Source organism: Terrabacter sp. 2YAF2, from assembly GCF_052114705.1.
Lineage (GTDB): Bacteria > Actinomycetota > Actinomycetes > Actinomycetales > Dermatophilaceae > Terrabacter.
In genome coordinates this window covers 274,489-299,701 of record NZ_JBFRFG010000006.1, presented here as the reverse complement: position 1 = coordinate 299,701, position 25,213 = coordinate 274,489, and the positions used below count along the sequence as shown (strand labels likewise).

Annotated in this window: 22 protein-coding genes; 9 read left to right on the top strand and 13 right to left on the bottom strand. The window is 72.2% G+C overall.

The features are described from left to right. Window positions 1–80: 80 nt before the first annotated feature. On the top strand, window positions 81–689 hold the full coding sequence (locus AB4030_RS10160) for a SigE family RNA polymerase sigma factor (protein ID WP_442279091.1): 609 nt from the start codon (window positions 81–83) through the stop codon (window positions 687–689). Further along, on the top strand, window positions 686–1,897 hold the full coding sequence (locus tag AB4030_RS10155; RefSeq protein WP_442279090.1) for a Gmad2 immunoglobulin-like domain-containing protein: 1,212 nt from the start codon (window positions 686–688) through the stop codon (window positions 1,895–1,897). Before AB4030_RS10160 ends, AB4030_RS10155 begins: the two co-directional genes overlap by 4 nt. A 57-nt stretch (window positions 1,898–1,954) precedes the next feature. Here AB4030_RS10155 and AB4030_RS10150 read toward each other — a convergent pair whose 3' ends face one another. From AB4030_RS10150 to hrcA, 3 genes are all read right to left on the bottom strand, one after another. Continuing rightward, window positions 1,955–2,698 carry a 16S rRNA (uracil(1498)-N(3))-methyltransferase gene (locus AB4030_RS10150; protein WP_442279119.1) on the bottom strand — a complete coding sequence of 248 codons (744 nt, stop codon included), beginning with the start codon at window positions 2,696–2,698 and terminating at the stop codon, window positions 1,955–1,957. Between the two features lie 17 nt (window positions 2,699–2,715). Beyond that, the gene (gene dnaJ / locus AB4030_RS10145; RefSeq protein ID WP_442279089.1) at window positions 2,716–3,849 is read right to left on the bottom strand and encodes a molecular chaperone DnaJ; all 1,134 of its coding nucleotides are present in this window, start codon (window positions 3,847–3,849) and stop codon (window positions 2,716–2,718) included. 80 nt (window positions 3,850–3,929) lie between these two features. Further along, entirely contained in the window at window positions 3,930–4,973 is a 1,044-nt protein-coding gene (hrcA, locus tag AB4030_RS10140; RefSeq protein WP_442279088.1) for a heat-inducible transcriptional repressor HrcA, read from the bottom strand. Window positions 4,974–5,213: 240 nt separating this feature from the next. Here hrcA and AB4030_RS10135 point away from each other — a divergent pair, with 240 nt between their 5' ends. Then, window positions 5,214–6,098 (top strand): DUF3097 domain-containing protein, encoded by an 885-nt coding sequence (locus AB4030_RS10135; protein WP_442279087.1) that lies wholly within the window; start codon window positions 5,214–5,216, stop codon window positions 6,096–6,098. A gap of 19 nt (window positions 6,099–6,117) precedes the next feature. Here AB4030_RS10135 and AB4030_RS10130 read toward each other — a convergent pair whose 3' ends face one another. Both AB4030_RS10130 and hemW read right to left on the bottom strand, forming a co-directional pair. After that, window positions 6,118–7,572 carry an aldehyde dehydrogenase family protein gene (locus AB4030_RS10130; RefSeq protein ID WP_442279086.1) on the bottom strand — a complete coding sequence of 485 codons (1,455 nt, stop codon included), beginning with the start codon at window positions 7,570–7,572 and terminating at the stop codon, window positions 6,118–6,120. 24 nt (window positions 7,573–7,596) lie between these two features. Beyond that, window positions 7,597–8,832: a radical SAM family heme chaperone HemW gene (hemW, locus tag AB4030_RS10125; protein WP_442279085.1), complete on the bottom strand. Its 1,236-nt coding sequence runs from the start codon at window positions 8,830–8,832 to the stop codon at window positions 7,597–7,599. Between the two features lie 55 nt (window positions 8,833–8,887). Between hemW and AB4030_RS10120 the strand changes: the two genes are divergently transcribed. Then, window positions 8,888–9,610 (top strand): peptidylprolyl isomerase, encoded by a 723-nt coding sequence (locus tag AB4030_RS10120; protein ID WP_442279084.1) that lies wholly within the window; start codon window positions 8,888–8,890, stop codon window positions 9,608–9,610. Between the two features lie 39 nt (window positions 9,611–9,649). Here the strand turns inward: AB4030_RS10120 and AB4030_RS10115 are convergent, their stop codons facing one another. Then, window positions 9,650–10,921, bottom strand: coding sequence for an MFS transporter (locus AB4030_RS10115; RefSeq protein ID WP_442279083.1), 1,272 nt, complete (start codon window positions 10,919–10,921; stop codon window positions 9,650–9,652). Between the two features lie 96 nt (window positions 10,922–11,017). On the opposite strand from AB4030_RS10115, the gene AB4030_RS10110 reads away from it, so the two are divergent. After that, entirely contained in the window at window positions 11,018–11,839 is an 822-nt protein-coding gene (locus AB4030_RS10110) for a tyrosine-protein phosphatase (protein WP_442279082.1), read from the top strand. Window positions 11,840–11,893: 54 nt separating this feature from the next. Here the strand turns inward: AB4030_RS10110 and AB4030_RS10105 are convergent, their stop codons facing one another. From AB4030_RS10105 to lepA, 3 genes are all read right to left on the bottom strand, one after another. Beyond that, complete coding sequence (locus AB4030_RS10105; protein ID WP_442279081.1) at window positions 11,894–12,352, bottom strand: glyoxalase; 459 nt, start codon at window positions 12,350–12,352, stop codon at window positions 11,894–11,896. Window positions 12,353–12,429: 77 nt separating this feature from the next. Beyond that, window positions 12,430–13,284 carry a helix-turn-helix domain-containing protein gene (locus AB4030_RS10100; RefSeq protein WP_442279080.1) on the bottom strand — a complete coding sequence of 285 codons (855 nt, stop codon included), beginning with the start codon at window positions 13,282–13,284 and terminating at the stop codon, window positions 12,430–12,432. Between the two features lie 37 nt (window positions 13,285–13,321). Then, window positions 13,322–15,166 carry a translation elongation factor 4 gene (gene lepA, locus AB4030_RS10095; RefSeq protein WP_442279079.1) on the bottom strand — a complete coding sequence of 615 codons (1,845 nt, stop codon included), beginning with the start codon at window positions 15,164–15,166 and terminating at the stop codon, window positions 13,322–13,324. Window positions 15,167–15,364: 198 nt separating this feature from the next. Here lepA and AB4030_RS10090 point away from each other — a divergent pair, with 198 nt between their 5' ends. Further along, window positions 15,365–16,438 carry a M48 family metalloprotease gene (locus AB4030_RS10090; RefSeq protein ID WP_442279078.1) on the top strand — a complete coding sequence of 358 codons (1,074 nt, stop codon included), beginning with the start codon at window positions 15,365–15,367 and terminating at the stop codon, window positions 16,436–16,438. 36 nt (window positions 16,439–16,474) lie between these two features. Here AB4030_RS10090 and AB4030_RS10085 read toward each other — a convergent pair whose 3' ends face one another. Next, window positions 16,475–17,713, bottom strand: coding sequence for an MFS transporter (locus AB4030_RS10085; protein WP_442279077.1), 1,239 nt, complete (start codon window positions 17,711–17,713; stop codon window positions 16,475–16,477). A 138-nt stretch (window positions 17,714–17,851) separates the two neighbouring features. On the opposite strand from AB4030_RS10085, the gene AB4030_RS10080 reads away from it, so the two are divergent. Next, on the top strand, window positions 17,852–18,394 hold the full coding sequence (locus tag AB4030_RS10080) for a type II toxin-antitoxin system PemK/MazF family toxin (protein ID WP_442279076.1): 543 nt from the start codon (window positions 17,852–17,854) through the stop codon (window positions 18,392–18,394). 79 nt (window positions 18,395–18,473) lie between these two features. On the opposite strand, the gene rpsT is transcribed toward AB4030_RS10080, so the two are convergent. Both rpsT and holA read right to left on the bottom strand, forming a co-directional pair. After that, window positions 18,474–18,734, bottom strand: coding sequence for a 30S ribosomal protein S20 (gene rpsT, locus AB4030_RS10075; protein ID WP_442279075.1), 261 nt, complete (start codon window positions 18,732–18,734; stop codon window positions 18,474–18,476). Window positions 18,735–18,960: 226 nt separating this feature from the next. After that, complete coding sequence (holA, locus tag AB4030_RS10070; RefSeq protein ID WP_442279074.1) at window positions 18,961–19,920, bottom strand: DNA polymerase III subunit delta; 960 nt, start codon at window positions 19,918–19,920, stop codon at window positions 18,961–18,963. Window positions 19,921–19,984: 64 nt separating this feature from the next. Between holA and AB4030_RS10065 the strand changes: the two genes are divergently transcribed. Next, a complete protein-coding gene (locus tag AB4030_RS10065; protein WP_442279118.1) occupies window positions 19,985–20,974 on the top strand; it encodes a prohibitin family protein in 990 nt (329 codons plus the stop codon). 128 nt (window positions 20,975–21,102) lie between these two features. On the opposite strand, the gene AB4030_RS10060 is transcribed toward AB4030_RS10065, so the two are convergent. Further along, the gene (locus AB4030_RS10060) at window positions 21,103–23,343 is read right to left on the bottom strand and encodes an ATP-dependent DNA helicase (protein ID WP_442279073.1); all 2,241 of its coding nucleotides are present in this window, start codon (window positions 23,341–23,343) and stop codon (window positions 21,103–21,105) included. Window positions 23,344–23,497: 154 nt separating this feature from the next. On the opposite strand from AB4030_RS10060, the gene AB4030_RS10055 reads away from it, so the two are divergent. Further along, window positions 23,498–25,201 (top strand): formate--tetrahydrofolate ligase, encoded by a 1,704-nt coding sequence (locus tag AB4030_RS10055; protein WP_442279072.1) that lies wholly within the window; start codon window positions 23,498–23,500, stop codon window positions 25,199–25,201. Window positions 25,202–25,213 lie beyond the last annotated feature (12 nt).

Below are 25,213 nucleotides of genomic sequence, written 5' to 3'. Positions count from 1 at the left end.
GGACGGTCCGCACGATTGCCACGTCGACGTGTCAACCATGGAGGTGCGGTGCGCGTCATTTGTCCGTGAGAGCGTTGGGTATGCCGTCCGGCCAGCTCAGTGACCCCGGGGCCTCGGGGGCCGCTGACCGCGCCCCGAACGAACCGAACGTCGGGGCCGAGCTGCCCACCGACCCCGACGTGGCCATCACCGAGCTCTACCGGGCCCACTGGCACCGGCTCGTGCGCCTCGCGTGGCTCCTGCTGCGCGACCAGCTCGCCGCCGAGGACGTCGTGCAGGACGCGTTCGTGGCGACCCATCGCAGCTGGGCCTCGATCCGGGACGGCGGACGTGTCGTCGGCTACCTCCAGACCTCCGTCGTCAACGGCTGCAGGTCCGTGCAGCGGCACGCCGTCGTCGTCGACCGCCAGAACCTCCGGGAGGCGGCGGCGGCCGACGCCCCGGGACGGGGCAGCCACGGGAGCGCCGAGACGCACGTCCTGCACTCGGCCGAGCGCCACGCCGTCATGGACGCCCTGCGGGCCCTCCCGTCGCGCCAGCGCGAGGTGCTGGTGCTGCGCTACTACTCCGACCTGTCCGAAGCCCAGATCGCCCACGCTCTCGAGATCTCCCCCGGCGCCGTCAAGACCCACGCCCACCGTGGCCTGACGGCCCTGCGCCGCACCATCGACCCCCTGGAGCTGTCATGAACACCGACCCGTCGCGACCCGGCGAGACGCCCGCCGACCACCCGTTCGTCGACGGCGCAGGCCTGCGCCTCGTCGAGGACCGGCTGCGCCGCTCGCTCGAGGACGAGGCGAACGCCATCACGCCCACCGACCGGCTCGGCGCCATCCTCGACGAGGGTCACGCCGGCACCGGGACCGGCTTCGTGGCGTCGAGCGTGGCGCGTTCGTCGAGCTCCGGCAGCCGACACCACCGCTGGATCCTGCCTGCTGCCGCAGCCGCGACCGCCGTGCTGGTGACCGGCACGGTGTGGGCGGTCAACCGTCCTCCGGCACAGACGCCCCCGGTCGCCGCGACGCCGACCGCCGTGGGGACGCCGACGCCCGGCGCGTCGTCCGCGACCCCGTCGAGCGGACGGTCGAGCGTCCCGACGCAGACCGCGGCCCAGCCGACCACGCCCGCCCCGACCGCGACGACGGGCGGCCCGCCGCCGGCTGCGACGACCGCGAGCGTGCCCGTCTACTACCTCGGTCCGGTCGCGGCGGGGAGTGGCCAGATCCGGCTCTTCCGGGAGTTCGTCGCCGCCGGGGTCCCGTCTCCCTCGGTCCCGTCGGGCAACGCGGTGGCCGCGTTGCGGCTGGCCATGGGGCCGGCACCGGCCGGCAGCTCCTACCACTCCGCCTGGACCGGCGTCACCGCCGAGTCGGTGACGGCCGGGGACGCCTCCATCACGGTGCGCCTCTCCTCGGGCACGCGGGACGCCACTCCGCTCGCCGCGGAGCAGCTCGTGTGGACGGTGCAGGCGGCGCTCGGCTCCGCGCTGCCCGTCCGCTTCGAGCTCGCCGACGGCAGCGCCGACGTCGCGCCCGGTCACGCGGCGTCGACGTCCTACACCCGGCCCAGCGACCCGATCGAGGTGCTCGGCCAGGTCGCTCCGATCTGGGTCGACGAGCCGGGGCGGGGTTCGGTCGTCAAGGCCGGCGCCCCCCTCACCGTCTCGGGTGTCGCCAGCACCTTCGAGGCGAACGTCCAGTGGCAGCTCCTACGCGACGGGAAGGTCGTCGACAGTGGCTTCACCACCGCCTCCCAGGGCGCCCCCGCCCGGGGTTCGTACACCTTCCCGACGAAGCAGTCGCTGACGGCAGGCGCCTACGTGCTGCGCGTCTTCGAAGCCAGCGCCAACGACGGCTCCACGGTGGCAGAGCAACGCATCCCCTTCACGGCGCGCTGACCCGCGCACCGACCGTCGCGCCCTGCCTCGTGGTCGAGGAGAGGCGGGCGTATGCCGTCAGGCCCAGCGGGTGCGCGCGCTGAGGATCGCGAGCGCCGCGGGACCGGCTGACGACGCGCGCAGGATCGTCGACCCCAGGCGCACGGCGTGGGCCCCCGCGGCGGTGAGTGCCTCGATCTCGCGGTCGGTGATCCCGCCCTCTGGCCCCACCACGACGAGGACGTCACCCGACTCCGGCAGGTCCACCGTCGCCAGCGGCTCGGTGGCGTCCTCGTGGAGCACGAGCGTGCACGCCGACTCCACCACGCGCGCCACGAGCGGAGCCAGGCCGACCACGGGGGACGTCGACGGCATACGCGCCCGGCGCGACTGCTTGGTCGCCCGGGACACGACGGCGACCCACTTGGCGAGGGACTTGGCCGCACGGTCGCCCCGCCAGACGACGACGGAGCGCTCCGCCTGCCACGGGACCACCTCGTCGACGCCGAGCTCGGTCGCCGCCTCGATCGCCTGCTCGTCGCGGTCGCCCTTCGCGAGGGCCTGGACCAGGACGAGCCGCGGCTGGGGCTCGGGCTCGTCGGTGACGTCGAGGACCTGGCCTCGCACCCACGCCCGGTCGACGTCCGTCGCCTCGAGCAGGACGCGGCGACCCGCTCCGTCGGCGACGAAGTAACGCTCGCCCGGGCGCAGTCGCACGACGGCCGCAGCGTGACGCCCCTCGTCGCCGTCGAGGAGCAGCGACGACCCGGCGACGGCCTCGGCGACCGCCGACGGGTCGCCGAGGAAGAGCTGGTGGGTCACCGGGCGCTCACGTGGGGTCACTTCTCCTTGAAGGCGTCACGCAGCTTGCCGAACAGGCCCTTGTTGGCCGGCGTCAGCCGTCCCTGGGGGCTCTCCTCGCCGCGGAGGGCCGCGAACTGGCGGAGCAGCTCCTCCTGCTCCTCGGTGAGTCGGGTCGGGGTCTGCACGGTCGCGTGGACGAGCAGGTCGCCGCGGCCACCGTGACGCAGGTGGGTCACGCCGAGTCCGCGGAGGGTGAGCACGTCACCGCTCTGCGTGCCGGCCTTGATCTCGAGGTCCTGCATGCCGTCGAAGGTCGACAGCTTGAAGCTCGTGCCGAGCGCGGCCGCGGCCATGGGCAGCTCCACGCTGCAGTGCAGGTCGTCGCCACGGCGGGTGTAGGTGTCGTGGTTGACGACGCGGATCTCGACGTAGAGGTCGGCGTTGGGCCCGTTGCCCGGTCCCACCTCCCCCTCACCGGTGAGCTGGATGCGCGTGCCGGTGTCGACGCCCGCCGGCACCTTGAGCTTGAGCGAGCGGCGGGTGCGCACGCGGCCGTCACCCGAGCAGTCGTGGCACGGGTCGGTGAGAGTCGAGCCGAAGCCCTGGCAGTTGACGCAGGGGCGGGAGGTCATGACCTGGCCGAGGAAGCTGCGCTGGATCTGCTGGACCTCGCCGGCGCCCTTGCAGATCGGACAGGTCTGGCGTCCGGTGCCGGGCTCGGCGCCGTCCCCGTCACAGCGGGTGCAGCCCACTGCGGTGTCGAGGGTCAGCTCCTCCTCGGAGCCGAAGACCGCCTTGGAGAGGTCGATGTCCAGACGCACCAGGGCGTCCTGTCCGCGCTGGACGCGCGAGCGCGGGCCGCGGGTGCCGGCCTGGGCGCCCGCGCCGAAGAAGGCGTCCATGACATCGCTGAACGAGAAGCCCTGTCCGGCGCCRAAGCCGGCGCCGCCGCCCGTGGCGAACGGGTCGGCGCCCATGTCGAAGGACTGGCGCTTCTGCGGGTCGGAGAGCACGTCGTAGGCCTGCGAGACGCGCTTGAACTCCTCCTCGGCCTCTGCACCGGGGTTCACGTCCGGGTGCAGCTTGCGGGCGAGTCGACGGTAGGCCTTCTTGATCTCCTCCTGGCTCGCGTCGCGCGAGACACCGAGGACGGCGTAGTAGTCGTTCAAGCTGGGATTCCTTTTTGGTACGTGGTGCTTTCGGTTTCCGGCGCGGCGCTGCACCGGCGGACTGGCCGAGGTGGTGCTGGTCAGGTGGCCTGGTTCTCGTCGAGGATCTCGGAGACGTAGCGGGCGACGGCCCGGACGGATGCCATCGTCGTGGGGTAGTCCATGCGGGTCGGGCCGAGGACCCCGAGGCTCGCCACGCGTTCGGAGCCGGAGCCGTAGCCCATCGACACGAGCGAGGTGGACTGGAGGCCGGTCACGGGGTTCTCGGAGCCGATGCGCACCGACACGAGCTCGGGGTCGTCGGTGAGCTGGCCGAGCAGGCGCAGCAGGGTGACGTGCTCCTCGAGGGCCTCGAGGATCGGTCCGATGCTGCGGGGGAAGTCCGCGCCCGCCCGGGCGAGGTTCGCCTGCCCGGCGAGGACGACGCGCTCCTCGCGCTCCTCGACGAGGGCGTCCCCGAGAGCGGAGACGACGGCCTCGACGGCGGCGCGGTCGGCATCGTCGGCGTCGCCCACGAGGCGTCGCAGCCGGGTCGCGGCGACGGTGAACGGGACGCCCGCCGCGACCTCGTTGATGCGTGACCGGATGGAGGCGACCAGGGCCTCACCGGTCGCGTCCGACAGGACGCGTCCGGTGTCGACGACGCGCTGCTCGACACGGCCGGTGTTGACGATGAGGACGATCATCAGGTGCGACGAGCCCATCGGGACGAGCTCGATGTGACGCACCGTCGACCGGGTCAGTGACGGGTACTGGACGACCGCGACCTGACGCGTCAGGCTCGCGAGCAGACGCACCGTGCGGTCGACGACGTCGTCGAGGTCCACGGCGCCCTGGAGGAACTGGCCGATGGCCCGCCGCTCCCCCGACCCGAGGGGCTTGACGGCGCTGAGACGGTCGACGAAGACGCGGTAGCCCGCGTCGGTCGGCACCCGGCCCGCCGAGGTGTGGGGGGCATGGATGAGGCCCTCCTCCTCGAGGAGGGCCATGTCGTTGCGCACCGTAGCCGCGCTGACCCCGAGGTGGTGGCGCTCGACGAGCGCCTTGCTCCCGACCGGCTCGGAGGTCTGGACGTAGTCCTGCACGATCGCGCGCAGCACCATCAACCTTCGGTCCTCGCTCATCGTCCCTCCTTCACGGGTCTGGCACGGGTGTGGCTCACGTCAGTCTGCGCCGGTCTGGCACTCTCGATCGACGAGTGCCAAGTCTACGTCGTGTCCCCGCCGATCTCCGACTTCATCCCACCGTAGGCGGGACCCGGGTGCCGTGCCCACCTCCTGTGCGAGCCGCGTCACCCCGGCGTCTCAGCCGGTCACCGCGTGGCGTCCGCGCGGTCGCACGCCCGCGGCATACCCTCGCTTGTCGTGTCCCCCAACGATCGCTACGGATCCGACGTGCTCAGCGGTGACTGGCGTGCCCCGAGGCGCGGCCGGTCGACCCCGATCCCCGCCGAGCCAGACCTCGTCGTCGAGGACGTCGAGACGGGCTGGGTCGGCGCCGTCGTCCGTGTCGAGAAGGCGGGTGGCATGCACGTCGTGCACCTCGAGGACCGTCGCGGCCGGACCAAGGCGTTCCCGCTCGGGCCCGGGTTCCTCGTCGACGGGGCCCCGGTGACGCTCACCCCGCCGCAGGCTGCTGCGGCGACCGCCCTCGCCGACGCACGGCGCGCCGCCTCGCGAACCGCGAGCGGCTCCGTGGCGGTCGAAGGCGCCCGCGCGAGGGTGGCGAGCGGCTCGCGCATCTACGTCGAGGGGCGGCACGACGCCGAGCTCGTCGAGAAGGTGTGGGGCGACGACCTGCGCGTCGAGGGCGTCGTCGTCGAGCTCATGGACGGCGTGGACGACCTCGCCGGCATCATCGCCGAGTTCGAGCCCGGCCCCGGGCGTCGGCTCGGTGTCCTCGTCGACCACCTCGTGCCGGGCACGAAGGAGGCGCGCATCGTCGAGCAGGCGCGGGCGTTGCCCGGCCTCTCCCGGCACGTCAAGATCCTCGGCCACCCCTACGTCGACGTGTGGCAGTCCGTGCGCCCCGAGCGCCTCGGCTGGCAGCAGTGGCCGGTCATCCCGCGGGGCACCTCGTGGAAGCACGGCATCTGCGCCGAGCTCGGATGGGCGCACGCGAGCCAGGCCGACGTCGCCCGAGCGTGGAAGCGCATCCTCGGGACGGTGCGCTCCTACGCGGACCTCGAGCCGACCCTGCTCGCCAGCGTCGAGGAGCTCATCGACTTCGTGACCGAGCCCGCCGCCTGAGCAGCACCGGCCCCTCAGGTCATCCGAGCGGCGGCGCAGGGCTGCGGCGTCGGCGGCCGGGGACGGCGACGCGGGCGATGACCTGCTGCTTGAGGGCCGTGAACGGCGGCCGGACCCAGACCGTCGTGTCGGGGCGCGTGGGCATCGACAGCACGGACTTGGCGTGCGAGAACAGCTCCACCGAGTGCTCACCGTGGTAGGCACCCGTCCCGCTCGCACCGACCCCGCCGAACGGCAGGCCGGGCACGGCCAGGTGGGCCAGCGGGACGTTGAACGCGAGCGCGCCCGAGGAGGTGTCGCGCGTGAAGCGCTGCCGCACCCGGCTGGAGGAGGTGAAGACGTAGAGCGCCAGCGGCTTCTCCCGCCCGTTGACGAAGGCGATCGCGGCATCGAGGTCGTCGACCTCGACGAGCGGCAGCACGGGCCCGAAGATCTCGTCGCGCATGACGAGCTGCTCCGGATGGTCCGGGTCGTCGACCTCGACGACCGTCGGCTCGAGGTAACGACTGGACGCGTCCGAGCGACCGCCCGTCACGACGCGGTCGTGGTCCACCATCCCCGTGAGCCGCTCGAAGTGCCGTTCGCTGACGATGCGGCCGTACTCCGTGGACTGAGACGGGTCCTCGCCGAACGCCGACCGGATCCCTTGTGCGATAAGCGGTTTGAGCGCCTCGAGGGTCGCGCGCGACGCGAGGACGTAGTCCGGTGCCACGCAGGTCTGCCCCGCGTTGGTGAACTTGCCCCACACGAGCCGCTGCGCCGTCACCGCGAGGTCGGCGTCGTCGGCGACGTAGGCCGGCGACTTGCCGCCCAGCTCCAGCGTCACGGGCGTCAGGTGGCGCGGCGCGGCCTCGAGGACGATCCGTCCGACGGCGCCGTTGCCGGTGTAGAAGATGTGGTCGAAGCGCTCGGCGAGCAGGGCGGTGGTCTCGGGGACGCCGCCCTCGACGACGTGGACGGCAGACCGGTCGAGGTAGCGCGGGACGAGGCGCGCGAGCAGCCGTGCCGTGGCCGGAGCGATCTCGCTCGGCTTGACGACGACGGCGTTGCCGGCGGCCAGGGCCCCGAGCAGCGGCGTCAGGCACAGCTGCACGGGGTAGTTCCACGGCGCGATCACGAGGACGACGCCGAGCGGCTCGCGCACCACCCTGGCCCGGCCGGGGGCCAGGGAGAGTGGCACGGGCACGCGCCGCGGAGCCGTCCACGCGCGCAGGTGGCGCAGCGTGTGGTCGATCTCCCTCACGACGAAGCCGGTCTCGGTGATCCACGCCTCCGTGGCGCTCTTGCCGAGGTCGGCGTGCAGGGCCTCGGCGACCTCGAGCTCGTGCTCGACGAGCAGCGTGCGCAGGGCCCGCAGCTGCGCCACCCGCCACGGCCTGGGCTTGGTGGTCCCGCTGTCGAAGGCGGCTCGCGCGCGCGCCACCACCTCCGCCGGGGTCCCGGCTGCTCGGGTCTCGCGCACCGTCTCCGTCATGGGGCCTCCTTCGTCGTGGGCCCCTCAGTCGGCGAGGAGCCGGTGCACCACGGTGTCGGCGAGCAGTCGGCCACGCCGGGTCAGGACGAGACGGGAGTCCCGCAGGGCGGCGGTGCCATCGAGCAGACCGTCGGCGATGAGGCCGGCCACGGCGGTGCGTCCCGATCCTCGCAGATCCGGGACGGGCAGCCCCTCGACGAGCCGTGTGCCGAGCAGCACACGCTCGTCGTAGCGCTGGTCGGCGGTGAGGGTCTCGCGCGCGTGCGCGGGCGACTCCCCCGCACCGAGCCGAGCCGCATACGCACTCGGGTGCTTGACGTTCCACCAGCGCACGCCGCCGACGTGGCTGTGGGCGCCCGGACCGACGCCCCACCAGTTCGTCCCGGCCCAGTACGCGACGTTGTGGCGGCAGCGGTGCTGCTCGGAGCGAGCCCAGTTGCTCACCTCGTACCACCCGAAGCCGGCGGCCGACAGCAGCTCGTCCGCGAGCTCGTACTTGTCGGCCTCGTCGTCGTCCTCCGGTGCGGGCACGACGCCGCGCCGCACCTGGGCGGCCAGCTTCGTGCCCTCCTCGACGACGAGGGCGTAGGCGGAGACGTGGTCGGGCTCGAGCGCGACGGCCGCCTCGAGGCTGCGCCGCCAGTCCTCCAGGGACTCCCCCGGCGTGCCGTAGATGAGGTCGACGCTGACCTGCATGCCCGCCGCCCGGGTGGCCGCGACGGCGCGCGCGACGTTGTCGGGGTCGTGCGTGCGTTCGAGGGTGTGGAGCACGTGGGGCACGGCCGACTGCATGCCCACGGAGACGCGGGTGAAGCCGCCGTCGGCGAGCTCACGCAGCGACTCGGGTGTCACGGAGTCCGGGTTCGCCTCGGTCGTCACCTCCGCGTCGGGCGCCAGCCCGAACCGCTCGCGTATGCCGGCCAGCACCGCCACGAGATCGCCCGACCTCAGCATGGTGGGAGTGCCACCACCGACGAAGACCGTTGACACAGCTGGCGCTTCGCGGCCCAGAACCGAGCGGGCGAGGTCGAGCTCGCGGATGGCGGCGTCGGCGTACGTGTCGATGCCGATGGTGGCACCGGGACCGCCGAGCTCGGTCAGGGTGTAGGTGTTGAAGTCGCAGTAGCCGCAGCGCACCGTGCAGAACGGGACATGGACGTAGACGCCGAGATCGGTCGACGCCAGGTCGGAGAGCGCCGCGGGCGGCAGCTCACCCGTGCTGGGAGCGGGGTCGCCGTCGGGGAGGGCGGAGGGCGGCATACCTCCATTCTCCCAGCCCGGGAGGCCTGCCTCGTCCACGTCGTACGCTGCCCTCATGGCGGATGCGCAGCCGGCGCGCCGCAGGACCGTGCGGCTCCTCGTGGGCACGGCCCTGCTGTGCCTCGCCGTTGGTGCGTCCGTGATCGTGCTGACCCACCAGCAGCGGCAGGCCGGACCCACGCAGGCGCCCACCGTCGCCGTGACGTGCGTGTCCCCGCCGACCCCACGCGCGACCTTCCCCAGGTTCACGACCGCACCGCCCGCGTCCGTGGCGGCCGGGTCGGACTGGAGGGCCGCCCTGCACACGACGTGCGGGGACGTGACGTTGCGGCTCGACGGGCAGCGCGCGCCGAGGAGCGTCGCCTCGTTCATCGCTCTGGCCCGGGCCGGCTACTGGACCGACAGCGTCTGCCACCGGCTCACCACGCCACCGGCACCCACGGCGTTCCTCCAGTGCGGGGACCCGAGCGGGCGCAGCACGGCCGAACCGGGTTACGACCTGCCGCTGGAGAACGTCCCGGCTGACCAGACCTACCGCGTCGGCGACGTCGGGATGGCCCGCGGCGACGGCTTCCTCGGCACCGCCGGCGAGTTCTTCGTCGTCCACCACGACTTCACGGTCGCCCCGGGGTCACCCGTCTACTCCCTCATCGGGCACGTCGACTCGGGGCTGGACGTCGTGCAACACATCGTCAGCGGGGGCGGTGAGGACTTCAGGTCGGACGGCCCACCCTTCCTGTCCGTCAGCGTGCTCAGCGTCGACGTGCATCGCCTGTGACACCTCGAGCCGTGGCGAGAGGGCCGGGAGGCAGCCGGGTCAGCCCGAGTGCGTCGTGACCCCGTAACGAGCCCGCGACGCCAGGGCCCAGCGCGCTGCCGGGACCGAGACGAGCGCGATGACGACCATGAAGGCGGCCAGGACGAACCAGCCGGTCTCACCGAGGCCGACGCAGAGGTAGGTGACGACCGGGGGCGCGACGACGGCGAGCACGCTGAACCCGAGGCCGGCGAAGCCTTGGTACTGACCCTGCCGCTCGTGCGGCGCGAGTCCCATCTGCAGGCCCCACTGGCCTCCCGACCCGATCATCTCGCCGACGACGTGGACGAGGGACCCGACGACGAGGACGCCGACGGCAAACCACCTGGTGCCCCGGTCGGCCAGCGCGACGACGGCGAAACCGGCCGCGATCCACCACGCCCCGCGCACGAGGGCCCGGGCACCGGCCTCGACGGAGTCGGCGCGACGGGACAGCCGCACCTGGAAGAGGGCGACGGCCGCGGTGTTGACGATGAGCAGGATCGCCACCATGACGGTGGGGGCGGCGGTGTGGGCGGAGACGTAGAGCGCCAGGCCGAGCTCCATGACGAAGAAGTGGAGGGAGAAGAGCCCGGTGATGACGGTGATGACGACGAAGGGCCAGTCCCGGACGACGGCGAGTCTCGGCTCGCCGGCCGCGCGTGCGTGCGGTGCGATGTCGGGCAGTCGGGTCGAGTTCCACGCGGCGAACCCGGTGAAGACGGCGTTGAGGACGAAGACGGTGACGTAGGCCCATCGCTCGTCGATGACGAGGGCCGCGCCGCCGAAGACCGAGCCCAGCCCGAGGGCGGTGTTGGTGACGGCACGCAGGTAGGCCTTGAAGAGCACCCCGCGCCCACCGGTGGCGAGCTGGGCGATGACGCCCTGGTTGACGGCTCCCGCGCCCCGCTCGAAGAACGCGAGCACGCCGAGCAGGAGCGCGAGCGCCCAGGGGGTCGTGGCGAGAACCGGCGGCGCGCTGAAGAGGGCCGCCCCGGCCATGAAGGCCGTGAGCACCCGTCGCGGGCCTCGGGTGTCGCCGAGGTGGCCGGCGGGCACCTGCACGACGATGCCCACGACCGCCGAGACCGACATCGCGAGGGCGACCTCGGTGGCGCTGAAGCCGACCTGCCGGGTGAAGTAGAGCGCGCTCGTCGTGAGGACGGCGCCGGCGCCGAACCGGTTGGCGAACGAGCCCAGGGCGAGGATGCGCAGGTCGCGGTCCACCGGGATGCCGCGACGCGTCAGGGGTGGGGTCGGCGGCGCCTGCGGTGGGGTCGTGCTCGAGATCACGGGTCCTCTTCCTCATCAGCAACTCTCTCGACATCAAGATATCTGACGGTAGGCCTATCGCGCCATGTCGTTTCTCCCGTCGCCTACGCTGCAGGGGTGTACCTCCCGAACTGGATCGAGCTCGACGGCGTCGTCAACATGCGTGACCTCGGCGGCATAGTGACGGCCGACGGCGACACGGTCCGGCCCCGCCGGCTGCTGCGCTCCGACAACCTCCAGGACCTCTCCCCCGAGGCCGTCGACACGCTCGTGACCCGCTACGGCGTCACCGACATCGTCGACCTGCGCACCCATGTCGAACTGGCCAAGGAGGGCGACGGCCCCCTCCGTGCCGTCGCCGGCGTCACGCACCACCACCACACCCTCTACCGCGAGGACACCGACGAGTCGGGCATCCCGGCCGCCGAGCGGGCCCTGCCGTGGGAGACGGACGAGCGGCGCGAGCTCACGGCCGCGAGGCGCGACCCCGACCAGGACCGCGCCCACGACCGGTTCTGGTCGGAGCACTACCTCAGCTACCTCGCCAGCCGCCCCGACTCCGTCGTCGCCGCGCTCGACGCCATCGCCTCGAGCGAGGGGGCCGCGGTCGTCCACTGCGCCGCCGGCAAGGACCGCACGGGCACCGTCGTCGGCCTGGCGCTCAAGGTCGTCGACGTGCCCGACGAGCTCGTCATCGCCGACTTCGCGGCATCGGCGCAGCGGGTGTCGGCCATCATGGACCGCCTGCGCTCCCGCCCGGCCTACGCGCGCAACCTCGAGGACAAGACGGTGGCGCAGCAGTCACCGACGACCGACACGATGCGCCTGCTCCTCGGCGCGCTCGACGAGCGACACGGCGGCGTCCACGGCTGGCTCCGCGCCCAGGGCTGGACCGCCGCCGACACCGACCGCATGCGGCACAAGCTCCTCGGGGCCTGAGCCACCGCGCCGACCCTCGACCAGGCGCCCCGTGCCGCCAGTGGTCGTATGCCGTCAGCCGGCGTAGGTGCCGAAGCTCCAGTTCGTGCCCTCGCCGTCGACGACGGAGAACCCGCGCGACCCGTAGTCGCTCTCCTCGAGCGGTCGCACCACCTCGGCGCCGAGGCGCTGGGCGCGCTCCCAGACCGCATCGGGATCGTCGACCACGACGTAGACCGTGGCCGATCCCCGTGCCGCGACGAAGGTCGGGTCCACCCTGGTCCGGCTGCTCACCATGACCCGGCCACCCTCGGGCCAGAGCATCTCGCTGTGCCGGATCTCGCCGCGTGCCTCGCCGTCGACGACGATCCCCTCGATGAAGCCGAGCGCGCGCAACCACGCCCGAGCCGCGAGCGGGTCGTCGTAGCTGAGGCCCACCCAGACGCTGTGGTCGCGAGCGGCGGGCCCCGTCGCAGTGCGCGTCGTGCTCATGCCCGCCTGCCTGTCCATCTCCGTGTCCCTGTCCGTGGTCATGTCCCCACCCTGCTCGTCGCTCGCTCTCCCGGCTTGGACGTATGCGCGTGCGCCGGACGGGTGCGCCGGTTCGCCGCTCAGGTGGCGGCGAGCACGTCCTCCGTTCGCCACCGCGAGGGCGCGGTTCCCGCGAGCGCACGCCAGTCACGATCCATGTGGGCCTGGTCGGACCACCCGCACCGCACGGCCACGTCGGTCAGGGACGTCCGGCCCGAGGCGACGAGCGGCACCGACCGCTCGAACCGGGCGACGATCGCGGCGGTCTTCGGGCTGAGGCCGAACTCGAGCCGGAAGCGCGACTGGAGCCGGCGCATCGACCACCCCACCTGTGAGGCGACGTCGCGGATCGAGACTGCTCCCCCGCTGGTGGTGATGAGGCGCCATGCCTCGGCGACCTCCGGCTCCGGCGGGCGGGGCCGCGAAGTGCGATCGAGCAGCCCCTCCAGCCACGTCTCGACGAGGGCGAACCGCGCGGACCACGCCTCCGCCTCGTGCAGCCGCTCGCGCAGGTGATCGGCATCCTCGCCCGCGACGTCGACGAGCTCGTACGAGCGTGCTGCCAGCTCGGCAGCCGGCATCCCGAACAGCGTCCGGATCGCACCGGGCCGCAGCGCGATCTGCACGCCGTGCTGGGAGCCGTCGTGGTGGATGCGGGCCGGCGCCGCACTCAGGCCGGCGATCACCGAGCCGTACGTCCGGGGCGCCCCACCACCGTCGGCGACGGTCAGTGCGTCGTCGAGCGGCACGACCAGCGGGACGGAGCCGGACGGCATACCCACGTGGACCCCGGCCGGGAAGCCCGACAGGCGGTAGCCGACCGCGCGCTCGACCCCGCGGGACAGGCGTGGTCCGGGCACGTGCTCGTGGTGCTCGGCCCGCGCCGGGCACCCCGCGTGACCGGCCTGCTGCCCAAGCGGTGTGGTCGGCTCCACGCCACCACGGTACGACTCGCGGCGACGGCGGTGGGGGCTACTTCTTCGACTTGCCCGGGTCGGAGTCGCTCGAGAGCGCGGCGACGAAGGCTTCCTGCGGCACCTCGACCCGACCGACCATCTTCATGCGCTTCTTGCCCTCCTTCTGCTTCTCGAGGAGCTTGCGCTTGCGGCTGATGTCGCCGCCGTAGCACTTGGCCAGCACGTCCTTGCGGATGGCGCGGATGTTCTCGCGCGCGATGATGCGCGAGCCGATGGCGGCCTGGATCGGGACCTCGAACTGCTGGCGCGGGATGAGGTCCTTGAGCTTGCTCGCCATCATGACGCCGTAGGCGTAGGCCTTGTCCTTGTGGACGATGGCCGAGAACGCGTCGACCGTCTCGCCCTGGAGGAGGATCTCCACCTTGACGAGGTCGGCCACCTGCTCCCCGTCGGGCTCGTAGTCGAGCGAGGCGTAGCCGCGGGTGCGCGACTTCAGCTGGTCGAAGAAGTCGAAGACGATCTCGGCGAGCGGCAACGTGTAGCGCATCTCGACCCGGTCCTCGGAGAGGTAGTCCATGCCCCGGAGGTTGCCGCGCTTCTGCTGGCAGAGCTCCATGATCGCCCCGACGAACTCCGACGGCGCGAGGATCGTGGCGCGCACGATCGGCTCGCTCACCTCCCGGATCTTGCCGTCGGGGTACTCGCTCGGGTTGGTGACGTGGACGGCCTTGCCGTCGTCCATCGTCACGTCGTAGACGACGTTGGGCTGCGTCGAGATGAGGTCGAGGCCGAACTCGCGCTCGAGGCGCTCGCGCACGATCTCGAGGTGGAGCAGACCGAGGAAGCCGACGCGGAAACCGAAGCCGAGGGCGGCCGACGTCTCGGGCTCGTAGACCAGCGCGGCGTCGTTGAGCTTGAGCTTGTCGAGGGCGTCGCGCAGGTCGGGGTAGTCGGACCCGTCGATGGGATAGAGGCCGGAGAAGACCATCGGCTTGGGGTCCCGGTAGCCGCCGAGGTCCTTGGTCGCGGGCTTGCTCGCGTTGGTCACCGTGTCGCCGACACGCGACTGGCGCACGTCCTTGACGCCGGTGATGAGGTAGCCGACCTCGCCGACCCCGAGACCCTTCGACGGCACCGGCTCGGGGCTGATGACGCCGATCTCGAGCAGCTCGTGGGTCGCCCGCGTCGACATCATGACGATCTTCTCGCGCGGGCTGAGGTTGCCGTCGACGACGCGGACGTAGGTGACGACGCCGCGGTAGGTGTCGTAGACGGAGTCGAAGATCATCGCGCGGGCCGGCGCGGCGGGGTCGCCGACCGGGGCCGGCAGGTCGCGCACGATCGTGTCGAGCAGCGGCTCGACGCCCGCGCCGGTCTTGCCCGACACCTTGAGGCAGTCCTCGGGCTCGCACCCGATGAGCTTGGCCAGCTCCTCGGCGTACTTCTCCGGCTGGGCCGCCGGCAGGTCGATCTTGTTGAGCACCGGCACGATGGTCAGGTCGTTCTCCATCGCGAGGTAGAGGTTCGCGAGGGTCTGCGCCTCGATGCCCTGGGCTGCGTCGACGAGGAGCACGGCGCCCTCGCACGCCGCGAGCGAGCGGGACACCTCGTAGGTGAAGTCGACGTGCCCCGGGGTGTCGATCATGTTGAGGGCGTACGTCGTGCCGTCGAGCTCCCACGGCATGCGCACGGCCTGGCTCTTGATCGTGATGCCGCGCTCGCGCTCGATGTCCATACGGTCGAGGTACTGCGCGCGCATGGCGCGCGAGTCGACGACGCCGGTCAGCTGCAGCATGCGGTCGGCCAGCGTGGACTTGCCGTGGTCGATGTGCGCGATGATGCAGAAGTTGCGGATCAGGTCCGGCGGCGTTGCGTTGGGTGCCAACGCGGAGCGGGCCATGGGCGACACGTGGGACGAACCTCGCAGAGTCAGGGTGGCTGGTCGGTGGGTGAGCGGCGTCGGCAGCGCTCGAGTCACTCGACTCGCTCGGGGCCGCCGCTGCAACCAGCACAGTCTCCCATGCTTTGGGGTGCCGGTGCTCACGCCTCCCCGGCCTGCCTCCGCATCGGGGCGCCCCGGTGACGCACAATGGCCGCCATGCGCGCCCAACCGATGCAGGTCCTGCCCGTGGCCCCCGGCTCGCACCTGCCGCTGCGCCGCTACGTGCGGCACCCGCGCGAGATCGTGACGCTCGTCGTCGCCATCGTGACGTCGGTGCTGCTCCTCGTCGCGGCCTTCTCCGAGGTGTCGCTCGCCATCGACGAGCAGCGCACCCCGGACGTCTACGCCCTCGCGCTGATCTTCGCCCCGCTGCTCGTCTGGTTCGCGCGCGGACAGCTGTGGGCCCAGCAGCGGCTCTCCGGGATCAAGCTGACTCCGGAGCAGTTCCCCGAGGCCTATGCAATGCTCGTCGACGCGGCCGCCCGGTCCGGCCTGTCCTACGTCCCCGACGCGTACGTCGTGCTCGGCAACGGCGTCCTCAACGCCGCCGCCTCGGGACACGGCTTCCGCCGGTTCGTGTTCATCAACAGTGACCTGCTCGAGGTCGGCGGCGCGGCGAGGGAGCCCGACGCGCTGCGCTTCGTCATCGCCCACGAGGTCGGGCACATTGCCGCCGGGCACGTCAGCTACTGGCGCGTCCTCGGGACGTTCGCGTCGCAATGGATCCCCCTCATCGGCTCGACCCTGAGCCGGGCGCAGGAGTTCACCGCCGACAACTACGGCCATGCGCTCGCGCCGCAGGGTGCGCGCTCCGCCATGGCGACCCTCGCCGGGGGCAAGTACCTCGGCCGCTCGGTCGACGTGGACGCGATGGCAGACCGTGCCGTCACCGAGCCGGGTTTCTTCGTCTGGGTCACCAACGCCGTCGCGAGCCACCCGGTGCTGCTGTGGCGCATCCACGCGCTGCGCGACCGGCGCCGTCCCGGCCGCCTGCTCTGGCGTCCGAAGGAGCCGTGGCTCTGGGGCCGGCCGGCCGCGCCGGGGGCGTACGCCCTGCCCGCCATGGTCGGTTTCGCCCCGACGCCCCTCCCGGAGGACGCCCCCGCGATCCAGCAGGGGCCACCCGACTCTCTCGCGCCGGACGCGGCTCCGGTCGGCGCCGTGTCGAGCACAGCGGCGCACGGTGGACGTCACGACGACGAACGGTGGGAGCCTCGGTCAGTCGAGTGACCGCGTCGCGCCCGCGGGTCGCCCGACGTTCTCAGGTCAGGCGTTGGTGGTCTCGGCGCCGACAGCAGCCCGGTCGACCGGACGGTCGGAGCCGTGCGCGACGACGCGCGACCGACGCTCGAGCACCGCCGAGAGCACCGCGACCCCGACCCCGAGCACGGCCAGACCGGCACCGACGAGGCTCGGCGCGCCGTAGCCCCACCCGGCGGCCAGCACCATCGAGCCGAGCCAGGCACCGAGCGCGTTCGCCGTGTTGAGCGTCGAGTGGTTGAGGGCGGCCGCGAGCGACTGCCCCTCGTGCGCGACGTCCATCAGGCGCGTCTGGAGCAGCGGCACGACGATCGAGGGCAGCAGGCCCAGGACGAAGACCATGACGACGGCGAGCCAGAGGGTGTGCGCCGCCCAACCGAAGAGGGCCAGGAGCACGGCGATGAGGCCGAGGGCGCCGATGATGCCCTTGAGCACCCCGACCCGGTTGGCGATCCGCCCGCTCAGCACCATCCCCACGACCATGCCGATGCCGTATGCCGCCAGCACCCACGGGATGTAGCGCTCGTCCAGGCCGGCGAGCTCGGTCATGGTCGGCGTGATGAAGGAGTACATCGCGAACATGCCGCCGAAGCCGACGACGCCGACGAGCAGGGCTAGCCAGACCTGGACGCGGCGCAGCGCCTGCATCTCGGCTCGCATGGACTCCTCGCCGCTCGGCGGCTGGTGCGGTAGGAAGATCGCGATGGCCACGACGGTCAGGGCCGCGATGGCGCCGACGAGGACGTAGGGCAGGTGCCAGGAGAACCGCTGGCCCAGCAGCGTCGCGACGGGCACCCCGACGACGTTCGCGACCCCGAGGCCGCCGAGAATGGCCGCCACCGCGGCGGTGCGGCGGTGGTGGGACACGAGGGAGGCAGCCACGACCGAGCCGATCCCGAAGAAGGCACCGTGCGGGAGACCGGCGAGGAACCGTGCCGCCATGACGGTGGGGTAGCTGTCCGCCGCGAGGATGGCGAGGTGCGCCACGGCGAAGAAGCCCATCAGGGCCATGAGCAGTCCCTTGCGCGGGACCTTGGCCGCGGCGACGGCGATGAGCGGTGCCCCGACGACGACGCCGAGCGCGTAGGCCGAGACGTAGTGGCCTGCCGTGGCGATGTCGACACCGGTGCCCTCGGCGATCTGCGGCAGCAGGCCCATCGTCACGAACTCGGTGGTGCCGATGGCGAAACCTCCCACGGCGAGCGCGAGGATGGCGAGGGTCGTGCGGCGTCTGGCGGGGCTCACAGAGGTTCTCCGGGTTGGGTCGTTCGATCGGCGGCCACGGTGGTGGCACCGGCGTGGTGGCAGGGTGGCGTGGTGCGGATCGCCGTCGACCCGGTCTCGGACCCCAACGGTAACGGCGGCGCGGCTACGGTGATTCCCATGTCCAGCACCTTCGAGCGTCTCCTCGGCCGACTCCGTGGCATCGTGCGCGGCGCCTCCTCCCCCACCCGCGCCCGACCGACCAGCCGGCCGAGCACCCCGCCGGCCGGGCGGTCGGTCGCCCACCCGGGTGCGGCCTATCCCGGTGACGCGACGCGGCTGCCCGACACGACGTACGCGCCACGGCCGGATGGCCGGCCGGACCCGGGCGAGATCGTCTGGACGTGGGTGCCCTACGAGGAGGACCACACCCAGGGCAAGGACCGCCCCGTGCTCGTCGTCGGGCGCGACGGCGACTGGCTCGTGGCGCTGCCCCTGACGAGCAAGGACCACGACCGGGACGAGCAGCAGGAGCGGCGCTCGGGCCGCGAGTGGGTCGACATCGGCACCGGCGCCTGGGACGGCCGTGGTCGTCCCAGCGAGGTGCGGGTCAACCGCCTGGTCCGGGTGGACCCCGACGGGGTGCGCCGCGAGGGTGCCGTGCTCCCCCGCGAGCGCTACGACCAGGTTGTCGCTGCGGCACGCGCCCTGCACGCGGGCTGAGGCTCCCTGACCCCCTCCGGACGCAGAGCGGGCCCGTCACCACGAGGTGACGGGCCCGCTCACGCGAAAGGGTGGTGCGTCAGAGCGACGCGACCCTCTTCGCCAGCGCCGACTTCTTGTTGGCGGCCTGGTTCTGGTGGATGACACCCTTGCTGACAGCCTTGTCGAGCTTCTTCGAGGCGGTCTTGAGGGCGTCGGCAGCGGCGTCCTTGTCGCCGGAGGCGGTGGCCTCACGGACCTTGCGGACCCACGTGCGAAGCTCGCTCTTGACGGCCTTGTTGCGCTCGGTGCGCGTCGCGTTCGTCTTGATGCGCTTGAGCTGCGACTTGATGTTTGCCACGTTGATGGTTTCTTTCGTTCGGTCGGATGGTTGCCGTTAGAGGGCGGCAAAGCTGCTCGGGACCGGGCGTGGGGACACCCCGCGTGAGCAGCTCTGGATGCTGCAGACGTGCGCGCACGACCTGAGCGCGCACGCAAGGGTCAAAGTTACCAGCGGCCGGTGCGCACGACCAAACCGGGAGCATGCCGTCCCGCGCGGTCGTCGGGCCACTCCGTGGGGGTGCGACTCAGCGCGCGGCGCGGGCACGGGCGATGGTCAGGATCGCCCGCTCCACGGCATACACGGGGTCGCGTCCGCCGCCCTTGACCTCGAAGTCGGCAGCGGCGACGGCCTGGACCGCGACGGCGAGGCCGTCGGCGCTCCAGTGACCGACGGCCCGACGTGCCTTGTCGACCTGCCACGGAGCCATGCCGAGGCTCTTGGCCAGCTGGGCGGAGCTGCCTCGCCCGGCGGCGCCGACCTTGATGAGCTGGCGCAGCTGGGAGGCGATGACGGCCACGATGGGCACGGGGTCGACGCCGGTGGCGATGGCGTGACGGAGCAGGCGCAGGGCCTCTCCCGACTGGCCCGCCACCGTCGCGTCGGCGACCCGGAAGCCCGTGGCCTCCACCTTGCCCCCGTGGTAGGTGTCGACGACGGCGTCGTCGATCGTGCCCTCGGTGTCGGAGACGAGCTGCGAGCAGGCCGCGGCGAGCTCTCGCACGTCCTTGCCGACGGCCTCGACCAGGGCGCGCACCCCTTCGCTCGTGATCTTGCGCCGGGCGGCCGCGAACTCCTTCATGACGAAGTCGGTCTTGTCGCGGTCGGTCTTGATGGCCGGGCACTCGATGACCCGGGCGCCGGCCTTCTTCATGGTGTCGAGGACCTTCTTGCCCTTCATGCCCCCACCGTGGGCGACGACGAGACCGAGGTCGGGGTCGGGCGCCGCGAGGAGCGAGAGCAGGTCGAGCTGGAGCTCGTCCGACGACTCGTGCAGGTCGCGCACGACGATGGTCTTGGCGCCGCCGAACAGGGACGGGCTGGCATGCATCTGCAGGGCCCCGGACTCGTAGGTCGCAGGGTCGATGCGGATGACCTCGACGTCGGCCTCCTTGCCGGCGACGAGCACCCCGGCGACGGCGCGCTCGACCAGCACGCCCTCCGGTCCGGTCACGAGCACGAAGGGCGGAACGGCCGGGTCGGTCATGGCGTCAACTCTGCCATGCGGGCCCGACAGCCGGCCCGCCCCGTCCCCTGTGGAAGTGAAGGTCATGTTCGCCCTCGTCCTCGCCATCGTGCTCGCCGCCGCCGGCTTCGTCCTGCTCCGGCTCAAGGACCACCCCAAGAAGCTGAGCCGCTACGCCGCGATCCCGTTCGGGCTCGCGCTGTTCCTCGTCGCGAGCGCCTCGTACTACCGCCTCGACGCGGGCGAGGCCGCGGTGACCAAGACCTTCGGCACGGTGGGTGACGAGGCGATCAGCGCCACCGGCATCCACCTCAAGGCCCCGTGGCAGGACCTCATCCGCTTCGACATCCGCAACCAGACCATCGCGCTCGATGAGGGCGGGGGCCGGATCTCGACGGTCACGAGCGACAACGCGACGGTCGCGTACGACGTGACCATCCGCTACTCGCTCAACCCGGGCAAGCTCTCCGAGATCGTGCGGCAGTACCCCGACCAGGAGTCGTTCATCTCGCGTGCGGTGCTGCCCGGCGTCTCGTCGGTGACCCGCGACGCGCCGACCACGTTCACGGCCGCCACGGTCCGCCAGTCACGCGCCCAGCTCGCGCTGCGGATCACCGAAGGCCTCGAGAAGCGCCTCGGCGAGGTCGGCGTCACGGTGGAGCAGGTCGACCCGAGGGCCATCACGCTCGACCAGAGCGTCCAGGCCAACTACGACAAGGTGCAGAGCTCGCTCGCCAACGCCGAGGCGGCCAAGGCCGACCTGCAGACGGCTCTCGCGAAGGCCGAGATCACCAAGACCGAGGCACAGGCCACGTCCGACGCCGACCAGATCATCCGCTGCGGAGCGACCTCGACGCAGGTCAACGAGGTCATCAACGGCAAGGACGTCAAGGCCGTGAAGGTCGTGCCGGTGCCGTCCGAGAAGTGCCAGAACCGGCTCAACGAGCAGGTCCTCATGAGCAAGTACATCGACATGCTCAAGGAGCACGGCGACTCGCTCATCGTCGTGCCACAGGGGACCTCGAACCTGCTGCAGCTGCCCACGCCGCCCGCGGCCACCTCGAAGACCCCCTGACGCCGAGCGCAACACACCCGGTACCGAGCAGACCATCCGGTTGCAGCACCGAGTGGTTGACCGTTACCGGGTGTGTTGCGGGGCGAGGGGTGCGGTCGCTGGGGTGATCGCGTATGCCGTGGGGCGCGTCAGTCGAAGAGCGCGCCCGACGCGATGGTGAGCCCGAGCTGCTCGACCCGCGCGGCGATGGTCTCCTCCGGCAGCTCGAAGTGGTCGACGAGCTCGTCGAGTTGCATGCCGGCGTCGGCGGCGTCGCGCAGCTCCTCGTCCTGCTCGTCGGTCCAGGCGTGTCCGGACGTGACGGCGCTGCGCGACGAGACCGGAGCCGGCGGTGGCACGGCGACCGGCCTCGGGTGCTCCGTGCCGTCGGCGTCGGCCCGGGCACCGGTGAGCGAGCGCAGCGCGGGCTCCTCGACCGCGACCGGCGGCGGGGCCATCGCGTCGAGGCGCGCGAGCGCGGCGAGCACCATCTGCTTGTCGGTGGTCGGGTAGAAGGGGGGCAGCGAGCGCTGGAGGAACCCGGCATACCTCGCCGTCATCATCCGGGAGTCGAGGAAGGCCACGACGCCGCGGTCGTCGGCCCGGCGCACGAGACGGCCGGCTCCCTGCGCGAGCCGGAGCGCGGCGTGGGTGGCCGACACGGCCATGAAGCCGTTGCCACCCATCCGCGCGATGGCCTGCGACCGCGCCGACGCCAACGGGTCGTCGGGCCGCGGGAAGGGGATGCGGTCGATGATGACGAGCTGGCACGACGAGCCGGGCACGTCGACACCCTGCCACAGGGTGAGGGTGCCGAAGAGGCAGGTGCGCGGGTCGCGGGCGAACTGGCGCACGAGCGTCGTGATCTGGTCCTCGCCCTGGCACAGGACCGGGATGTCGTCACCGAAGCGGGCACGCATGACCTCGGCGGCGGTCTGCGCGGCGCGCATCGACGAGAAGAGACCCAGCGTGCGGCCGCCGGCGGCGCGCACGAGCTGCTCTATCTCGTCGAGGGTGTCGTCACCGGCGCCGTCGCGGCCGGGCGGCGGCAGGTGGGCAGCGACGTAGGCGATGGCCTGCTTGGGGTAGTCGAAGGGGCTACCGACGTCGAGGCCCTGCCACTTCGGAGCCCCCTCGCCGCGCAGGCCGATCGTGCCGGCGACGGAGTCGAACGTGCCGCCGAGCTCGAGCGTCGCCGACGTGAGCACGACCGTGCGCTCCTCGAAGACCTTGTCGCGCACGAGCATGGCGACGCTCATCGGCGCGACGCGCAGGACGGGACCCCGGCGCTGGTCGCGGTTCAGCCACACGACGTCGAGCTCGCGCTCCTCGAGGATGCGCTCGGCGTTCTCGTGCACCTCGTCGACCGCCGCACGGGCGATCTGCCGAGCGCCGTCGGCCTCCTGCCCGGGCGGCGGCTTGAGGTCGCTCTGGACCGTGCGTGCGGTGTCGCGCACCCGAGCGAGGGCGAGGCCGACGGAGTCCGGGATGCCGAGCATCCGCCCCTCCTCGAGCGGCTCGAGCGCCTGGGCGAGCATCTCCCCCGCCTCGTCGAGGGCCGCGGTGTTCTCCGACATCCGACCGGCCTTCTTGGCGGCGGTCATGACCATGGTGCCGGTGAGCTCGTCGGTGATCGTGGCCGTGACGCGGTCGACGAGCTCGTGGGCCTCGTCGACGACGAGCACGTCGTGCTCGGGCAGCATCTGCCGCCCCTCGAACGAGTCGATGGCCATGAAGGAGTGGTTGGTGACGATGACGTCGACGTCCTTGGCCGCCTCGCGGGCACGCTCGACGAAGCACTCGGTGACGAGCGGGCACTTGCCGCCCATGCACTCGTGGGCCGAGACCGACACCTGACGCCAGGCGCGCTCGGACACGCCCGGGACGAGCTCGTCACGGTCGCCGGAGTCGGTGGTGGACGCCCACTCACGCAGCCGGACGACCTCCTGGCCGAGTCGGCCGACCGAGGCGTCGACCTGCCCGACCGAGAGCAGGCCGTCCTCGTCGTCGGGGAAGCCGCCCTCGAGCTTGTTGAGGCACACGTAGTTGCGCCGGCCCTTGACGAGGGCGTACGTGGGGCGGCGACCCAGGACCGGCGCGAGCGCGTCGGCGACGCGCGGCATGTCCCGGTCGACGATCTGCGCCTGCAGCGCGAGCGTCGCGGTCGCCACGACGGCAGGCTTGCCCGCCTCGAAGGCGTGGGCGACTGCCGGCACGAGGTAGGCCAGCGACTTGCCGGTGCCGGTGCCGGCCTGGACGAGCAGGTGCTCCCCGTCGTCGATGGCGTGCGCGACGGCCTTGGCCATCTCGACCTGTCCCGGCCGCTCCGCGCCACCGACTCCCGACACCGCGGCGTGGAGGAGGTCGTCGAGCGCGGGGCGTTGGGGCATTGGGTCAGCGTAGTGCCGACGCACGGGGGCACCGCCGCCGTGGGCCCCGACCTGTGGACCGGTGCGCCGATGCCCGGCCCTCGTGGGACCGAGCTCACTGGAGGGGCTCGGCGATTCCGGTGCGCGGCACCGGCGCCGGGAGTTGGATCGGACCATGAGCGCACCCCTGCCCACCGACCTCGACATCGCCAACGCAGCGACCCTGCGTCCGATCGCCGACGTCGCCGCCGACCTCGGCGTCCGTGACGAGCACCTCGAGCCGTACGGCCGCGGCGTCGCCAAGATCGACCTCGCGGTCCTCGACGAGCCCGCGCCGACGCATACGGCCAGGTACGTCGTCGTCACGGCGGTGACACCGACGCCGCTCGGCGAGGGCAAGACCACGACCTCGGTCGGGCTCGCGCAGGCTCTGCACCGCCTCGGCCAGCGGGCGGTCGTCGCGCTGCGTCAGCCGTCGATGGGACCGACGTTCGGGATCAAGGGCGGTGCGGCCGGTGGCGGCTACAGCCAGGTCGTCCCGATGGAGCGGCTCAACCTCCACCTCACCGGCGACTTCCACGCCGTCACGTCCGCCCACAACCTGCTCGCGGCGATGATCGACAACCACCTGCACCACGGCAACGAGCTCGGCATCGACGTCCGCAACATCACGTGGCGGCGCGTGCTCGACGTAAACGACCGTGCGCTGCGCAACGTCGTCATCGGGCTCGGGGCGCGACAGGACGGGCTGGCGCGCGAGACCGGCTTCGACATCACCGCCGCGAGCGAGGTCATGGTGCTGCTCACCCTCGCCACCTCGTTGCACGACCTGCGCGAACGGCTTGGCCGGATCGTCGTCGGCTACACGACCGAGGGCAAGAGCGTCACCGCGGAGGACCTGCACGCCGCAGGGGCCATGACGGCCATCCTCGAGGACGCCCTCAAGCCCAACCTGCTCCAGACGCTCGAAGGCGGACCGGCCATCATCCACTGCGGACCGTTCGGCAACATCGCCACCGGGACGTCGTCCGTCACCGCCGACCTCATCGCCATGCGCGGCAGCGACTACGCCATCACCGAGGCGGGCTTCGGGGCCGACATGGGCGCCGAGCGCTTCTTCGACGTCAAGTGCCGGGTCAGCGGGCTCAAGCCGGATGTCGCGGTCGTCGTGGCCACCGTCCGCGCCCTGAAGACCCACTCGGGGCGGTATGCCGTCCGAGCCGGCAAGCCCCTTCCCGCGGGCATGCTCAAGGAGAGCCCCAAGGACGTCGAGGCCGGGCTCCCCAACCTGCGCAAGCACATCGAGATCGTCCGGCGGTTCGGCGTGCAGCCCGTCGTCGCGATCAACGCCTTCCCCGACGACCACGACTCAGAGCACGCCGTCATCCGGCGCTTCTGCAACAGCCTCGGGGTCCGTTCTGCCGTGACCCGCCACGTGGCCGAGGGCGGGGCGGGCGCGCTGGAGCTCGCGCAGGTCGTCGTCGAAGCCGCGCACGAGCCGACCGCCTTCGAGTTCCTCTATCCCCTCGACCTGCCGCTCGAGCAGAAGATCGAGGCCATCGCCACCCAGGTCTACGGCGCCGACGGCATCGACGTGAGCCCCGCGGCAGCGCGAGCACTCAAGGACTACGAACGGCTGGGCTACGGCGGCCTGCCCGTCGTCATCGCCAAGACGCACCTGTCCATCTCCTCGGACCCCACCCTGCGCGGTGCCCCGCGCGGGTGGCGGATGCCGGTGCGCGAGGTGCGCGCGGCGGTGGGCGCCGGCTACGTCTACGCGATCTGCGGGGACATGCGCACGATGCCGGGGCTGCCGAGCTCCCCCAACGCGGAGCGCATCGACATCACCGAGGACGGCCGGGTCACGGGCCTCTCCTGAGAGGTCGCGGTT

Coding starts and splice junctions, on each gene's coding strand:
- AB4030_RS10160 (WP_442279091.1), top strand. CDS start 81: ATGCCGTCCGGCCAGCTCAGTGACCCCGGGGCCTCGGGGGCCGCTGAC.
- AB4030_RS10155 (WP_442279090.1), top strand. CDS start 686: ATGAACACCGACCCGTCGCGACCCGGCGAGACGCCCGCCGACCACCCG.
- hrcA (WP_442279088.1), bottom strand. CDS start 4,973: ATGAGCGAGGACCGAAGGTTGATGGTGCTGCGCGCGATCGTGCAGGAC.
- AB4030_RS10130 (WP_442279086.1), bottom strand. CDS start 7,572: ATGACGGAGACGGTGCGCGAGACCCGAGCAGCCGGGACCCCGGCGGAG.
- hemW (WP_442279085.1), bottom strand. CDS start 8,832: ATGCCGCCCTCCGCCCTCCCCGACGGCGACCCCGCTCCCAGCACGGGT.
- AB4030_RS10120 (WP_442279084.1), top strand. CDS start 8,888: ATGGCGGATGCGCAGCCGGCGCGCCGCAGGACCGTGCGGCTCCTCGTG.
- AB4030_RS10105 (WP_442279081.1), bottom strand. CDS start 12,352: ATGACCACGGACAGGGACACGGAGATGGACAGGCAGGCGGGCATGAGC.
- lepA (WP_442279079.1), bottom strand. CDS start 15,166: ATGGCCCGCTCCGCGTTGGCACCCAACGCAACGCCGCCGGACCTGATC.
- AB4030_RS10090 (WP_442279078.1), top strand. CDS start 15,365: ATGCGCGCCCAACCGATGCAGGTCCTGCCCGTGGCCCCCGGCTCGCAC.
- AB4030_RS10080 (WP_442279076.1), top strand. CDS start 17,852: ATGTCCAGCACCTTCGAGCGTCTCCTCGGCCGACTCCGTGGCATCGTG.
- holA (WP_442279074.1), bottom strand. CDS start 19,920: ATGACCGACCCGGCCGTTCCGCCCTTCGTGCTCGTGACCGGACCGGAG.
- AB4030_RS10065 (WP_442279118.1), top strand. CDS start 19,985: ATGTTCGCCCTCGTCCTCGCCATCGTGCTCGCCGCCGCCGGCTTCGTC.
- AB4030_RS10060 (WP_442279073.1), bottom strand. CDS start 23,343: ATGCCCCAACGCCCCGCGCTCGACGACCTCCTCCACGCCGCGGTGTCG.
- AB4030_RS10055 (WP_442279072.1), top strand. CDS start 23,498: ATGAGCGCACCCCTGCCCACCGACCTCGACATCGCCAACGCAGCGACC.